The organism is Streptomyces sp. NPDC127114, assembly GCF_042677525.1.
Classification (GTDB): Bacteria; Actinomycetota; Actinomycetes; order Streptomycetales; family Streptomycetaceae; genus Streptomyces.
The window spans coordinates 52227-65827 of the sequence record NZ_JBHXTJ010000014.1 but is presented as its reverse complement, the minus strand read 5'-3'; the positions used below and the strand labels follow the sequence as shown (position 1 = coordinate 65827).

Genomic DNA, 13601 nt, shown 5'->3' with positions numbered 1-13601 from the left:
TCAGGCATGGAGCGGGGCGTCGGTGTCGGCGGGGGTCCGGATGCCGTCGCGTGCCCGGCCGCCGCCCGGTCCCCGTACCTCGGCCGTACGGGCCGCTTCGACGGCCCAGTAGACCGCCTCCGGCGTGGCGGGAGAGGCGAGTTCCACACCGACCCCGGCGGGTCCGAACGCCGCGGCGGCCTCCCGCAGCGCTTCCCGTACCGAGAAGGCCAGCATCAGCGGGGGCTCGCCCACCGCCTTGGAGCCGTACACCGCGCCCTCTTCGGTGGCGTTCTCGAGCAGCGTGACGTTGAACTCCTCGGGCATCTCCGAGAAGCTCGGCAGCTTGTACGTGCTCGCGGCCTGGGTCAGCAGCCGCCCGCGGTTCGGTCCGTCGCCGGTGTCCCACCGCAGGTCCTCGAGCGTCAGCCAGCCCGCGCCCTGGACGAAGCCGCCCTCGACCTGACCGATGTCGATCAGCGGGGACAGGCTGTCGCCGACGTCGTGCACGATGTCGACCCGGCGGATGCGGTACGCGCCGGTGAAGCCGTCCACCTCCACCTCGGTCGCGGCGGCGCCGTAGGAGAAGTACTTGAACGGCGAGCCCCGGAACGCCTTCGCGTCCCAGTGCAGTCCCTCGGTCCGGTAGAAGCCGGCCGCCGACAGCTGGACGCGCTGGAGGTACGCGGTGCGCACCAGGTCGTCCCAGGCCAGTTCCCGGTCGCCGCCGAGGACGCGCGCGACGCCCTCGACGATGCGCACGTCCGAGGCGGCGGCTCCGAGCTGGGTGGCGGCGACGTCGAGGAGCCGTGCGCGGAGCTGCTCGCAGGCGTTCTTCACGGCGGCGCCGTTGAGGTCGGCCCCGGCACTGGCGGCGGTCGCGGACGTGTTGGGCACCTTGTCGGTACGGGTCGGGGCGAGCCGTACCTTGTGCAACGGGATGCCCAGCGTGGTCGCGGCCACCTGCAGCATCTTGGTGTGCAGGCCCTGGCCCATTTCCGTGCCGCCGTGGTTGATGAGGACCGATCCGTCCTTGTAGATCAGGACGAGGGCGCCGCCCTGGTTGAAGGCGGTGAGGTTGAAGGAGATGCCGAACTTGATGCCGGTGAGCGCGAGCGCCCGCTTGGTGTGCGGGTGCGCGGCGTTGAAGGCGGCGATCTCGCGCCTGCGGTCGGCGAAACCGGCGTCGTCCTTGACCTGCCGCCAGACGGTGGCGATCCGGTCGGCGTGGGTGACCGGCTGTCCGTACGGCGTGGTCTGGCCCTGGCCCGGCCGGTAGAAGTTGCGCTCCCGGAGCTCCGTCGGGTCCAGGCCGAGCAGCGGCGCGCAGCGGCCCATGATGTCCTCGATCACCAGCATGCCCTGCGGGCCGCCGAAGCCGCGGAAGGCGGTGTTGGACACCTTGTTGGTCCTGGCGATGCGGCCGGTGACGCGCGCGTTCGGGATCCAGTAGGTGTTGTCGATGTGGCACAGGGCGCGGGCCACGACGGGCTCGGACAGGTCGAGGCTCCAGCCGCCGTCCGCGGTCAGGGTGGCGTCGAGGGCCTGGATGCGTCCCTCGGCGTCGAAGCCGATCTTCCACGTGGCGTGGAATCCGTGCCGCTTCCCGGACATGGTCAGGTCCTGGGTCCGGTTGAGGCGGACCCGGACCGGCCGGCCGGTCAGCCGGGCGCCGAGCGCGGCGACGGCCGCGAAGCCGTGCGGCTGCATCTCCTTGCCGCCGAAGCCGCCGCCCATCCGCAGGCACTGCACGGTCACCTCGTGGCTGTGCAGGCCGAGCACGTGCGCGACGATCTCCTGCGTCTCCGAGGGATGCTGGGTGCTGCTCTGGACGAACACCTGCCCGGCCTCGTCGACGAGGGCGAGCGCCGCGTGCGTCTCAAGGTAGAAGTGTTCCTGGTCGGAGAACTGCAGCTCTCCGGAGAACACGTGCGCGGAGTCGGCGAAGCCGGCGTCGACGTCTCCGGCCAGCATCACGGGCCGTGCGCCGTGGAAGCTCCCGGCCGCGATCGCGTCCTGCAGCGTGACCAGGGAGGGCAGTTCGTCGAGTTCCACCTCGACGGCCGCCGCGCCGAGCCGCGCCGCCTCCAGGGTCTCGCCGAGCACCCACGCGACGGCGTGGCCGTGGAACATGACCTCGTCGGGGAACAGCGGCTCGTCGTGCTTCATGCCGGCGTCGTTGACGCCGGGCACGTCGGCACCGGTCAGCACGCGGACCACACCAGGCACGGCGAGCGCGGGCTCGGTGCGCAGCGCGGTGATCCTGCCGTGGGCCTTCATGACCTGGACCGGGTAGGCGTGCAGCACGTCCTTGGTGCGGTGGACCAGGTCGTCGGTGTAGAGCGCGGTGCCGGTGACGTGCAGGGTGGCGCTCTCGTGCGGCATCGGGACGCCGACGACGGGCTTCTCGGGGCGCTGGGACAGCTGACTCATGACGACACCGCCTCGGTGGTGGTCTGTGCGTAGGTCTTCATCAGGCTCTGGCCGAGCATCGCGGAACGGTACGCGGCGCTGGCGCGGTGGTCGTCCATGGGCGTGCCCTGGGCCCGCAGCACCCGGGCCGCGTCCTCGACGGTCCCCGCCGACCAGGGCCTGCCCTCCAGGGCCGCCTCGGTGGCGAGTGCGCGGATCGGGGTGGCGGCCACGCCGCCGAGGCCGACGCGCGCCTTGCGGACGATTCCGTCCTCGATGTCGAGGGCGAAGGCGACCGCGACGCTGGAGATGTCGTCGAAGCGCCGCTTGGCGATCTTGTGGAAGGCCACGACCGGCGACAGCGGCAGCGGGATGCGCACCGAGCGGATCAGCTCGCCCGGGCGGCGCACGCTCTGCCGGTAGCCGGTGAAGTAGTCCGCGAGCGGGACCTCGCGCTCGCCGTCGGGTGCGGCGAGCACCACCGACGCCTCCAGCGCGAGCAGTACGGGCGGGGTGTCGCCGATGGGCGAACCGGTGCCCAGGTTGCCGCCGAGGGTGGCGCTGTTGCGGATGAGCCGGGAGGCGAACTGCGGGAACAGCTCGGCCAGCAGCGGTACGCGACCGTCCAGGTGGCGCTCGATCTCGGTGAGCGTCACCGCCGCGCCGATCTCGATGCGGTCGGACTCGACGCGCAGGTCCCGGAGTTCGGGCAGCCGGTCGACGGCGATCACGCAACCGGCGCGGCGGGAACGGATGTTGACCTCGACGCCCCAGTCGGTGCTGCCGGCGACGACGACCGCTTCGGGCCGTTCGCGCAGCTCGTGCAGCGCCTCGGCCAGGGTGGCGGGCCGCAGGAAGACGCTGTCGCCCTGGGCGTACGCGGTGGCGACCGGCGCGGGCGGGGCCTGCTCGCGGCGCTGCGCCAGGACGTCGTCCGCGGTGGGCGTGCCGACGGCGAAGGCGGCGTCGCGAATGGGGCGGTAGCCGGTGCAGCGGCACAGGTTTCCGCTGAGTGCGTGGAGGTCGAAGCCGTTCGGGCCGTGCTCGGGGTCGGCGGAGCGGGTGCCGAGGGGGGCGCTCGCGGCGTCGGCCGCGGATGTGTGCGTATTCGGATGCGCCTCCGCATGGGCGTGCGCCTCCGTATCGGCGTGCGCTTCCGCGTCCGGGTGTGCCTCCGCATCCGCGTGCGCGCAGCGGTCGGGGCGGTAGTACTCGGCGGCCATGCTGCAGATGAAGCCCGGTGTGCAGTAACCGCACTGGGAGCCGCCGCGGACGGCCATCTCCTCCTGCACGGGGTGCAGCCTGGGCGGAGTGCCGTGCTCGTCGGGCCGGCCGGCGGTGGCGAGGCCTTCGGAGGTGACGATCTCCTGCCCGTCGAGTGCCGCGACCGGGACCAGACACGCGTTGACCGCGACCCAGTCGGTGGGCATGTCCACCCCGGGGCGGGCCACGAGGACCGCACAGGCACCGCATTCGCCCTCGGCGCAGCCCTCCTTGGTGCCGGTGAGGCCACGCTCGCGCAGGAAGTCGAGCACGGTCGTGTGGGGCGCGACGGGCGAGATCGGCGCTTCCTTCCCGTTGACGGTGACCCGCGCCTCTACCATGACATGTCCTCATTTCGGTGCACGGTCGATCCGATCGTCGTAGTCGCCATTTTTTTTCAGGAGCTTTCTGTAGCGGTGGCGCGGCGCGCGCATGGGGGGTCAGGAGAATCCCGGGCGTGTCCCCGGAGCACGCGGATCGGGAGGACGCCGACCCGGAGCGCGCGGACCAGGAGCGCGCCGACCCGGAGTCTGCCGACCGGGAGTGCGAGAACCCATGACTCACATCAGCACGCGACGCCGTGCACGAGGTGGACGACATGCACGGCGCGCCGCGAGGGTGGTGACAGAGATCAAGGAATGCCGGTGGCGCCATCGGGCGGCACACCGGGAGAAGGAGGCTGCTCAGCAGCCGTGCGCTACACGGCCCGGAACCCAGGCGGTCCGGTGAGCGAGGCGATTCAGGTCGGAGAAGAGGGACATCCGACTTCGCCTCCTTTCGACAACTCACGAGCCGGTGCGCACGAAAGTACGACGCGGCGGGCTGATCGGTCAAGAGACCGGCCGTAGCCCCCTGACCGGCCGCGCCAGGGTCTCGCCTGCTGGTGGAGCAGGAGCAACCGGAGCCGCCGCCAGGGGTGGTGGCGGGGCGGGCGGAGGGCTGCCAGAGGGACGGTGTTTGGCGACTTCTCGACAAGGAGTGCGGGATTCCGCATCCGGGCGATGGTGGCGGGCAGAACAGCCGGAGAGACCTCGGACGTACGTGATCCGCCGCAACCCCGTCGAGCGGGTTCCCCGACGTGAGGAGAAGCGCATGCCGACCTGGCCGCCGGCCGAAGAGCCGGTCTTCACCGCGGACTTCGGCTCGTCCGAGCAGTGGGTCGCGGGCCGCAGCTGGGCCTATCCGAACGGAGGGCCGGTCAACCCGGGCGACAACAAGCTGGACCACCTGGTCGACGACCCCGCGTACAGCCGTACGGGCGTGTTCCGGGCGACCCGTCGGCGCGACGGGCTGTGGGACACCGGGCTGCTGACGACGGAGGGCAGCCCGGAGGGCTTCGAGGTACGCACCGGGGACGTGCTGGAGGCGCGGGTGCGGCTCCCGGAGGAGACGGGGGCGTGGCCGGCGATCTGGACCTGGCGCGACGGCGGCCAGGAGGTCGACGTCTTCGAGTACCACCCCGACAACCCCGATCTCCTGGAACTGTCCAACCGCGTCCGCGGCACCCACCGTTACCACCGCTCCCCCGACGTCCGGCCGGGCGGCTGGATCGCCCTGCGTATCGAGTTCGGAGCGCGTTCGGTGGTGTGGTGGCTCGACGGCACGGAGGTCTTCGCCGACGACCGCGGTGTCGGACGCGGGTGGCACGCCGCTCTGATCGTCAACCTCTCGGTCTGCGCGGGCCGTTACCACCCCGCCCCGGACGACACGACGACGGAGATGTCCTACGAGGTGCAGGACCTGCGGGTGTTCCGGCGGACCGGGTGACGGTGGAGCCGCGGGTCACGTGAGATGCAGCGCGACGGCGCAGAGCCCGAGGCCGTCGCGGGCGGCGTTGCGCCAGACACGCGGCGGGCCGTCGAGGACGCTCTCCTCGTCCGCGCCGTAGTAGAGCCAGTCCCTGCCCTCCGCGGCGGCCCGCTCGGCAGGCGTGAAGGCGAAGGCCGCCTCGACGCGGGGAAGGGCCTCGCGCACCTCGGCCGCGGTGAGGACGAAATTCCCGCACCAGCCGGGCAGCAGGGCGGCGCGGGCGGGGCCGAGGGACTGGAAGAGGGAGGCGACCGCGTAGTCCTTGGAATGCACGGAGACGAAGATGTGGCCGAGGTCCCGCCCGACCCACACGTCGTCGACGACGTAGAAGTCCGGGTCCGCGACGCCGTCGCAGAGCCTGTCGACATGACTTCCTGGCGTCGTCAATTCCCGGAAGGACTCGATCGCGTCCTCTTCCGCGGACCCGAGCCGTCCGGCGGCGTACCAGGTGCGGTGGTCGGGAAGCGGTGCCCGCTGCCAGGCGTGCCAGCGCTCCTGCGCGCCCGGGGTCGTACGGTCCGCCTCCATCGCCGGGAGCAGGCGGAGGGCCAATTCCGCCATGACGGTGTCGGGGTGGGCACTGATGCCCCAGGCGCTCATGAATCCCATGAGCCGGAGGCTAGCCACCGGCACTGACAGTTTCGGCGGCGTCGGCCATCACCCGGCAGAGCGGGGCCTGTCGAACCCTCTGTGAAGGCGAGAGACATCGTCACCCTCTTGACCGGTGACGGGCGTGGCGGCCATCATGGCGTCACCGCTTCAACCGGTGACGCAAGGGAACTGCGACGTGTCCCGGGCTTGAGGTCGTGTGAGAAGCCTTCGATCCGAACTGGGAGTACGAGCCATGGCAGTCACCTACACCGCTCACATCGAAGTCGACGGAGAGGGCCGCAACGGCGGTCGCGTGCGCTCCGCCGACGGTCTCCTGGAGACCCGGCTCGCCATTCCGAAGGAGTTCGGCGGGGCGGGGGACGCGACCAACCCGGAGCAGCTGCTGGCCGCCGGCTGGGCCGCCTGCTTCCTCGGCGCCCTGCGCCGCGCCGCCTCGACCCGCAGGATCCGGCTCGGCAGCACCACCATCACCGCCGAGATCACGCTCATCCACGGCGACGACGGCGAGTTCTCGCTCGCCGCGGTCCTCAGCCCCGTCCTCGGCGGCGTGAACCAGGCGACCGCCAAGGAACTCGCGGAAGCCGCCCACCAGATCTGCCCGTACTCCAAGGCCACCCGCGACAACATCCCCGTCACGCTCAACGCCTCCGGCACCGCCGCCTGACGCACCCCTGAACCGCCCCCGCCCCGTGCCTCGTTCAGTCCCGACCCCCCTCGCCCGCTCCGCTCCCACTGCCGCTCCCGGCACCGTTTCGGCGGCCACGGCCGGCGGGCGACGGCCCGCCCTCGCCGAACGCGAACAGCCAACCGCCGCACACATCTGGGACTGGACGGAAACAGCAGTGCTGTTCGGATACGGCCCCGGAGCTCGCAGCTTCACCTGAAACCGCCGTGGCCGAAGACGCGCCCTGTCCAGGAGGCCCGGGCGCGCGGAATAGTCGGGGCATGGCCTCCGAGACTCCCCCGCCGACTCGCGCTCTGGCCTTCGGCCGAGCCGCGCGCGCCTATGACGCCTATCGCCCCCGGTACCCCGGCGCCGCCTTCAAGACGGTGGAGGAGTTCAGCGGTCGGCCGCTCGCCGGGGCCCGGGTCGCCGACGTGGGCACCGGTACCGGGATCGCCGCTCGTGCCCTGCACGAGCGCGGGGCCAGGGTGGTGGGGGTGGAGCCGGGCGCCGCGATGGCGGCGCAGTTCCGCGGCGAGCTGCCCGGGATTCCGCTCGTACGCGGGGACGGCAACCGGCTGCCGCTCGCCGACGGCTCGCTCGACCTCGTCACGTACGCCCAGTCCTGGCACTGGACCGACCCCGCCCGCGCCGTCCCGTCCGCCCTGCGCGCCCTGCGCCCGGGAGGCGCGCTCGCGCTGATGTGGAACGACCCCGACCCGTCCGTACCCTGGGTGGCCGATCAGCGAGCGCGGATCGAGAAGTGGTTCGGTCCCGGCTGCTTCATCTCCGACGTGCGCACCCCGGCCGAACTCTCCTGGCGGAAGCGCACGCTCCGCTGGTCGCGCCGCGTCACCGTCGACTTCCACCTCGCGAAGCTGGCCACGCACTCGGCCGTCATCATGCTCGACGCGTCCGAGGCGGCTGCCTTCCTCGCCGCGGAACGGGCGCAGCTCACACGGCACTTCCCCGGTCTGCTGGACGAGCCTTATGCGACGACCGTGGTGGTGGCCCTCCGCCCCTGACCGTACGGTTCGGGGAAGTGGAAGGGCTTGGCGAGGTAGTCGTCGGCTCCCATGACCAGTCCGGCGACCCGGTCACCGGGTGCGTCGGCCGCGGTCAGCATCAGGACCATGCCGCGGCAATGGCAGCGCCATCTGCAGCAGATCGCCCCGATGACCGCCGGCCTCGCCGTGCAGTCCACCGCCCACCTCGACAAGCTGCCCATCGGCCCGTGGGCAGGCCTCGGCGTCCTCGCCGCGTGGGCGGCGGCAGCCCTGCTCGGCGGCGGCGTGCTGCTGCGCCTGCGCGACGCGTGATTCCCGTTCGGCGGAGCCCGAGGGGCTGACGGAAGTCTTACGGCGCGGCGCGGATCGCCCTGCCGCCCGCGCCCTTTCCGTAGCGTGCAGGGCATGCGCGTTCTCGTCACCGGAGGAGCCGGGTTCATCGGCTCGCACATCGTCTCGGCGCTGCTCGCCGCGGGCCACGAACCCGTGGTCCTCGACGCGCTGCTGCCCGGCGCACACGCCACCGTGCCCGAGCCTTCGCCCGTCGGCCTCACCCACGCCGACGTCAGGGACGCGACGGCCGTCCGGGCGGCCCTGGCCGGAGTCGACGCGGTCTGCCACCAGGCCGCGATGGTCGGCCTCGGCAAGGACTTCGCCGACGCCCCCGACTACGTGGGCTGCAACGACCTCGGCACGGCCGTGCTCCTGTCGCAGATGGCGGAGGCGGGCGTGCGGCGACTGGTCCTCGCGGGCTCGATGGTGGTGTACGGCGAGGGCCGGTACGAGTGCCCGCGGCACGGCCTGGTCCGGCCGGGCGCGCGCCGCCCCGAGGACCTGGTCGCGGGCCGCTTCGAACCGCGGTGCCCCGCGTGCGGCGCCGCACTCGTGCCGGGTCTGGTCGGGGAGGACGCGCCGGCCGACCCCCGCAACGTGTACGCCACCACCAAGCTCGCCCAGGAGTACCTGTCGTCGGCGTGGGCCCGGGCCGTCGGCGGGACGGCGGTGTCGCTGCGCTACCACAACGTGTACGGGCCGGGCATGCCCCGGGACACCCCGTACGCCGGTGTGGCCTCGCTGTTCCGCTCGGCACTCGCCCGCGGCGAGGCGCCCCGCGTGTTCGAGGACGGCGGACAGCGACGGGACTTCGTGCACGTCCGGGACGTCGCCGCGGCCAACGTGCTCGCCCTGGAGGCCACCATGGAGGCCGCTGCCGGACTGCCGCCCGGCGCCCTCACCCCGTACAACGCCGGCAGCGGGGAGCCCCACACGGTGGGCGAGATGGCGACGGCGCTCGCGCGGGCGCACGGCGGCCCGGAGCCGGTGGTGACCGGCGAGTTCCGGCTGGGGGACGTCCGGCACGTCACCGCGGACTCGTCGCGGCTGCGGCGCGACCTCGGCTGGCGGCCGGCGATCGGCTTCGACGAGGGCATGGCCGAGTTCGCCCGCGCCGGGCAGCGGGCCTCGGCGCTGACGGCGGGGATCAGGGCCTGAGCAGTCCGCCCACCCACCAGTCGTGCGGCTTGCCGTCGTTGGTGATGCTGCGACGGCGCAGTGTGCCTTCGACGGTGAAGCCGAGCTTCTCGGCGACGGCACGCGAGCCGGTGTTGCCGACCATGGCCCACCACTCGATGCGGTGGACGTCGAGGGTGGCCCAACCCCAGTCGCACAGGGCCCGGGCGGCCTCCACCGTATAGCCGAGCCCGCGCTGCTCCTTGACCGCCCAGTAGCCGAGCTCCCAGACACCGCGGCTGATGAGGGTCAGGCAGTACGAACCGACCAGGGCGCCGGTGTCCTTGCGGAAGGCCCCGAGGGTGTAATCCCTGTCCTCGGCCCACTGGGCGGGCAGCTTCTCGCCGACGAGGTCCTCCGCGTCCGCACGCCGGTACGGCACCGGCACCGGGGTGTAGAACTGGATGTCCTCGTCCTGGCAGGCCTCGTACACCGCATCCACGTCGGCAGGGGTGAAGGCCCGAAGCACCAGACGGTCGGTCTCAAGAGTCACCGGATCCATCGCGGCAGTATGACCACCGCCGGCCCGCGGCTGCCAGCGAATATCCCGGCCGGTCACGCTTCCTTCGGCGCTCGGGCACGCAGCATGTGGGCGATGTCGTCGAGCCGTCCCGCGCCGGACCTCGTCGGCGGAGCAGTAGTGGGTGAAGGCGGAGAGGACGGCGCGCAGGGCATGGGACACCCCTGCGGTTCCACAGCCCTGAGCAGACACTCGCGGTCGTCCACGCCGATCAGTCCGTCCGGAAGGGTCCCCTCGTCCAGCAACGCGCGCAGGTCGGAGGCGTGTGCGGTGAAGGCGGCCCTGCACCACTCGCGTTCCGGGTGATCGGAGTCCTTCCCGAACAGCAGCACCTGGCGTTCATCGTCGGCGTCGACGGGCAGAGAAAGATCCGCGGCGAGGACCAAGAGTTCTAGCAGGTCGGAGCGCACCGGGATGTCAGGGACGGCTGCCAGGCGGATGAGGAAGGGCAGAACGGCCGGCATCACGGCGCTCACGTGGAAGACGCTGTTCATCAGGACGTTCTCCAGTACGGGGAGAGCCGCAGGGCCGGCCACCTCATCCAGGAGACCGCGGAGCAGGACCGGGATCCCGGCCGGGCAGCCGGGGATCCGTGACCAGTCGACATCCGTGCAGCCCAGCAACGCGGGGTGGTCGCATGCAGCTCGCTCCACCTGCGGATATTCGCGGAGGAACCGAGCAACGGCAGCCTCTTTGACCTCCGCGTCCACCACGCACATCTCTCTGCCTCTGCTCCCACGACTTCGCCCCGAACGGCGTCCGCGAAACTCTCCCCGGGGCGGGTGCCGAACGCAAGGGCAGAGCCGAACGCTGCCAGGCCAGGGCGGCGTGCTCGGCGCGCTGGGCGCGGCGGCCCTGGCCGTGTCCGCCCCGGGGTAGTGGCACGCCGACTCAGCACCGAATTCCGGGAAGACCCCTGTCTTTCAGCCCGCGGCGGCGGGCAGGGTGACCTCGAAGCGGCAGCCGCCGGGGACGTTGCGCACCTCCGCGCGGCCCGCGTGGGCCTCGACGATGCCGCGGACGATCGCGAGGCCGAGGCCGGCGCCGGCCGGTGGGGTGCGTGCCTCGGTGCCGCGCCAGCCGGTGTCGAAGACGCGGGGAAGGTCCGCGTCGGGGATGCCGCCGCAGCCGTCGGTGACGGAAAGGACGACGGCGTCGTCGCGGCGTTCGGCGGTGACGGCGACCGTGCCGTCGGCGGGGGTGTGGCGGATGGCGTTGCCGAGGAGGTTGGCGAGGACGCGGGTCATCTCCTTGCCGTCGACCTCCACGGGAACGGCCTCGACGTGCTGCCCGACCAGGCGCACCCCGTGCTCGCGGGCGAGGGGGTCGGCACCGCTGAGGGCGTCGCCGACCAGGTCGTAGACGGAGACACGGCTCGGGCTGAGGGCGAGGGCGCCCGCGTGGATGCGCGAGAGCTCGAAGAGGTCGCTGACCATGCCGGTCAGGCGCTCGACCTCGGTGCGGATCTGCCGGTGGTAGCGGGCGGGATCGGTGGCCACGCCGTCCTCCAGTGCCTCCGCCATGACCCGCAGCCCGGCGAGCGGGGTGCGCAGGTCGTGCGAGATCCACGCGACGAGCTCGCGGCGCGACGCCTCCAGCGAGCGTTCGCGGGCCCTGGACGCCTCGAGCTTGGCGCTGGTGGCGGCCAGTTCCCGGGTGAGCGTGGCGAGTTCGGCGGTGGCGGCGCCGTCGGGGGCGGAGAAGCTGCCGCCGTCGCCGAAGTCGCGTGCGGCGCGGGCGAGTGCCCGGCTCCGGGCGACGACCCACCTGCCGAGCACGAGGGCGGTGCCGAGCGACACGAGCGCGGCCATCGCGGCGACGACGGTCACCACCCATAGGTCGTGCGGCGACAGGAACATGGCCTGGGCGACGGCGAGGGTACCGGCGAGCATCGCCGTGACGGTGACGGCGGCGACCACGGTCAGCGAGACGGCGACCGAGCGGTGGCGGACGAGGCGCAGGACGACCACTCCCGCGAGGCCCGCGCACACGGCGCCGGCGAGGGCGAACGCGGCGATGAGCAGGACGTCCTTCACGCAGCGCCCTCCGCGCGCCCCGGACCCTCCGCGGACCCCGCGGCGCCCTCCGCGCGCCCCGGCCCGCCGGCGTGCCCCGTCCCCTGGGGCCCCGGACCCTCCGCAATCGCCTGCCCCTGCCCCGGCTCCGGCTCCGGCTCCGGCTCCGGCTCCGGCTCGAAGCGGTAGCCGACTCCCCACACCGTCTGGATCAGCCTCGGCCTGGCCGGGTCCTCCTCGATCTTGGCGCGAAGCCGACGGACGTGGACGGTCACCGTGGAAAGGTCGCCGAAGTCCCAGCCCCACACCCGCCGCATCAGGTCCTCACGGGCGTGCGCCGCTCCCGGGTGCTCCAGGAAGTACGACAGGAGGTCGAACTCCCTCAGAGTGAGGGCGAGTTCGCTTCCCGCGCGGGTGGCACGGCGGGTCGCCGGGTCCACGACGAGGTCCCCGGACCGCAGTACCGGCCGGGCCGCGGCACCGGCCGACGCCCGGCTCCGGCGCAGCACGGACTCCACGCGCAGCACCAGTTCGCGCGGGCTGAACGGCTTGGTGACGTAGTCGTCCGCGCCCACCTCCAGGCCCGTGATCCGGTCCTCCTCGTCGCCCCGCGCGGTCAGCATGATCACGGGCACAGGTCCTTGTGCACGGAGCCGCCGGCACACCTCCAGGCCGTCCAGGCCCGGCAGCATGAGGTCGAGCACGACCAGCTCCGGCCGTCGTTCCCCGGCTCTGCGCAACGCGTCGGGACCGTCGGCGGCCTGCTCGACGGCGAACCCGGCCCGCTCCAGGTAGCCGGTGACCACCTCGGCCACCGTCGGGTCGTCGTCCACCACCAGGATCCGTGCCCGGCTTTCCGGGCCTCCGCTCTCGCTCATGCCGCACAGCGTCGCATCCACCGGTGCGACGGTCACGGGCGCCCCGGAGCGCCGGGAGTGATGTCCGCGTTTCGTAAGGACTTCCGGAGCCTCGATGCGCCCCGCGCTTCCTACGGTGGGTCCCGTGACACCCAAGACCGTGACCGCAGACGTCGTCCTTCCCTGTCTCGACGAGGCCGAGGCGCTGCCCTGGGTCCTCTCCCGCATCCCCGCCGGCTGGCGGGCCATCGTCGTCGACAACGGCTCCGCCGACGGATCCGCCGCGCTCGCCCGGCGGCTGGGCGCCACCGTCGTCCACGAGCCCCGGCGCGGCTTCGGCTCCGCCTGCCACGCGGGACTGCTCGCCGCCGACGCCGAGTTCGTCTGCTTCTGCGACTGCGACGCCTCTCTCGACCCCGGCCTGCTGCCCGGGCTCGTCCGTACGGTGGCCGACGGCTCCGCCGAACTGGTCCTCGGCCGCCGCCGACCCGCCGGACGCGGCGTCTGGCCTGCCCATGCCCGGGCCGGGAACCTCGCGCTGTCCTGGCTGCTGCGCCGGCGCACCGGACTGCGGCTGCGCGACCTCGGTCCGATGCGGGCCGCCCGCCGCGAGGCGCTTCTCGGCCTCGAACTCACCGACCGCCGCAGCGGTTACCCCCTGCAGACGGTCGTACGGGCCGCGGACGCGGGGTGGCGGGTGCGCGAGGTCGACGTACCGTATCTGCCCCGCTCGGGCCGGTCGAAGGTCACCGGCACGTGGAAGGGGACGTGGCAGGCCGTACACGACATGCGCAAGGTCCTCGCCGAGGCGGCGGAGACGTCCGCGTCGTCGTCCGTCCCCCTGCCGATGTCCGCAGCGGCGCCCGCGTCGACGTCAGCGCCCACGCCGACGTTCGCAGCAGCGTCCGAAGCCGGGTCCCCGCCGACGGACCGATCCGCCTCCGCACCACCGTC

General features: G+C 72.8%; 12 protein-coding genes and 2 pseudogenes. 6 read left to right on the top strand and 8 right to left on the bottom strand.

Annotated elements, in window-relative coordinates; all coding sequences use genetic code 11:
- Entirely contained in the window at positions 1-2412 is a 2412-nt protein-coding gene (gene xdhB, locus ACFVGS_RS16795; RefSeq protein ID WP_385692849.1) for a xanthine dehydrogenase molybdopterin binding subunit, read from the bottom strand.
- Positions 2409-3995, bottom strand: a complete 1587-nt coding sequence (locus ACFVGS_RS16790; protein WP_385692848.1) for a xanthine dehydrogenase small subunit — start codon at positions 3993-3995, stop codon at positions 2409-2411. Before ACFVGS_RS16790 ends, xdhB begins: the two co-directional genes overlap by 4 nt.
- A gap of 751 nt (positions 3996-4746) precedes the next feature.
- On the opposite strand from ACFVGS_RS16790, the gene ACFVGS_RS16785 reads away from it, so the two are divergent.
- Complete coding sequence (locus ACFVGS_RS16785) at positions 4747-5421, top strand: beta-glucanase (RefSeq protein WP_384406650.1); 675 nt, start codon at positions 4747-4749, stop codon at positions 5419-5421.
- A 15-nt stretch (positions 5422-5436) separates the two neighbouring features.
- Here the strand turns inward: ACFVGS_RS16785 and ACFVGS_RS16780 are convergent, their stop codons facing one another.
- The gene (locus tag ACFVGS_RS16780) at positions 5437-6072 is read right to left on the bottom strand and encodes a hypothetical protein (protein WP_385692847.1); all 636 of its coding nucleotides are present in this window, start codon (positions 6070-6072) and stop codon (positions 5437-5439) included.
- 235 nt (positions 6073-6307) lie between these two features.
- On the opposite strand from ACFVGS_RS16780, the gene ACFVGS_RS16775 reads away from it, so the two are divergent.
- Positions 6308-6739, top strand: coding sequence for an Ohr family peroxiredoxin (locus tag ACFVGS_RS16775; protein WP_385692846.1), 432 nt, complete (start codon positions 6308-6310; stop codon positions 6737-6739).
- Positions 6740-7020: 281 nt separating this feature from the next.
- A complete protein-coding gene (locus tag ACFVGS_RS16770) occupies positions 7021-7764 on the top strand; it encodes a class I SAM-dependent methyltransferase (RefSeq protein ID WP_385692845.1) in 744 nt (247 codons plus the stop codon).
- A gap of 8 nt (positions 7765-7772) precedes the next feature.
- On the opposite strand, the pseudogene ACFVGS_RS16765 reads toward ACFVGS_RS16770, so the two are convergent.
- Positions 7773-7880: pseudogene (locus ACFVGS_RS16765) on the bottom strand (response regulator transcription factor); the annotation flags it as partial.
- Between ACFVGS_RS16765 and ACFVGS_RS16760 the strand changes: the two are divergent.
- Positions 7873-8058, top strand: coding sequence for a hypothetical protein (locus tag ACFVGS_RS16760; RefSeq protein ID WP_385692935.1), 186 nt, complete (start codon positions 7873-7875; stop codon positions 8056-8058). The pseudogene ACFVGS_RS16765 and the gene ACFVGS_RS16760 sit on opposite strands and share 8 nt — an antisense overlap.
- 93 nt (positions 8059-8151) lie before the next feature.
- Entirely contained in the window at positions 8152-9237 is a 1086-nt protein-coding gene (locus ACFVGS_RS16755) for an NAD-dependent epimerase/dehydratase family protein (protein ID WP_385692844.1), read from the top strand.
- On the opposite strand, the gene ACFVGS_RS16750 is transcribed toward ACFVGS_RS16755, so the two are convergent.
- From ACFVGS_RS16750 to ACFVGS_RS16735, 4 genes are all read right to left on the bottom strand, one after another.
- Positions 9227-9757, bottom strand: a complete 531-nt coding sequence (locus tag ACFVGS_RS16750; protein ID WP_384406661.1) for a GNAT family N-acetyltransferase — start codon at positions 9755-9757, stop codon at positions 9227-9229. The two genes, ACFVGS_RS16755 and ACFVGS_RS16750, sit on opposite strands and share 11 nt — an antisense overlap.
- 53 nt (positions 9758-9810) lie before the next feature.
- Entirely contained in the window at positions 9811-10488 is a 678-nt protein-coding gene (locus ACFVGS_RS16745) for a hypothetical protein (protein ID WP_385692843.1), read from the bottom strand.
- Between the two features lie 210 nt (positions 10489-10698).
- The gene (locus ACFVGS_RS16740; protein ID WP_385692842.1) at positions 10699-11811 is read right to left on the bottom strand and encodes a sensor histidine kinase; all 1113 of its coding nucleotides are present in this window, start codon (positions 11809-11811) and stop codon (positions 10699-10701) included.
- Positions 11808-12668 carry a response regulator transcription factor gene (locus ACFVGS_RS16735; RefSeq protein ID WP_385692841.1) on the bottom strand — a complete coding sequence of 287 codons (861 nt, stop codon included), beginning with the start codon at positions 12666-12668 and terminating at the stop codon, positions 11808-11810. Before ACFVGS_RS16735 ends, ACFVGS_RS16740 begins: the two co-directional genes overlap by 4 nt.
- A 94-nt stretch (positions 12669-12762) precedes the next feature.
- Between ACFVGS_RS16735 and ACFVGS_RS16730 the strand changes: the two are divergent.
- Positions 12763-13455, top strand: a pseudogene (locus ACFVGS_RS16730) (glycosyltransferase family 2 protein); the annotation flags it as partial.
- Positions 13456-13601: the final 146 nt, after the last annotated feature.

Coding starts and splice junctions, on each gene's coding strand:
- ACFVGS_RS16770 (WP_385692845.1), top strand. CDS start 7,021: ATGGCCTCCGAGACTCCCCCGCCGACTCGCGCTCTGGCCTTCGGCCGA.
- ACFVGS_RS16750 (WP_384406661.1), bottom strand. CDS start 9,757: ATGGATCCGGTGACTCTTGAGACCGACCGTCTGGTGCTTCGGGCCTTC.
- xdhB (WP_385692849.1), bottom strand. CDS start 2,412: ATGAGTCAGCTGTCCCAGCGCCCCGAGAAGCCCGTCGTCGGCGTCCCG.
- ACFVGS_RS16760 (WP_385692935.1), top strand. CDS start 7,873: ATGCCGCGGCAATGGCAGCGCCATCTGCAGCAGATCGCCCCGATGACC.
- ACFVGS_RS16790 (WP_385692848.1), bottom strand. CDS start 3,995: ATGGTAGAGGCGCGGGTCACCGTCAACGGGAAGGAAGCGCCGATCTCG.
- ACFVGS_RS16780 (WP_385692847.1), bottom strand. CDS start 6,072: ATGGGATTCATGAGCGCCTGGGGCATCAGTGCCCACCCCGACACCGTC.
- ACFVGS_RS16775 (WP_385692846.1), top strand. CDS start 6,308: ATGGCAGTCACCTACACCGCTCACATCGAAGTCGACGGAGAGGGCCGC.
- ACFVGS_RS16755 (WP_385692844.1), top strand. CDS start 8,152: ATGCGCGTTCTCGTCACCGGAGGAGCCGGGTTCATCGGCTCGCACATC.
- ACFVGS_RS16735 (WP_385692841.1), bottom strand. CDS start 12,668: ATGAGCGAGAGCGGAGGCCCGGAAAGCCGGGCACGGATCCTGGTGGTG.
- ACFVGS_RS16785 (WP_384406650.1), top strand. CDS start 4,747: ATGCCGACCTGGCCGCCGGCCGAAGAGCCGGTCTTCACCGCGGACTTC.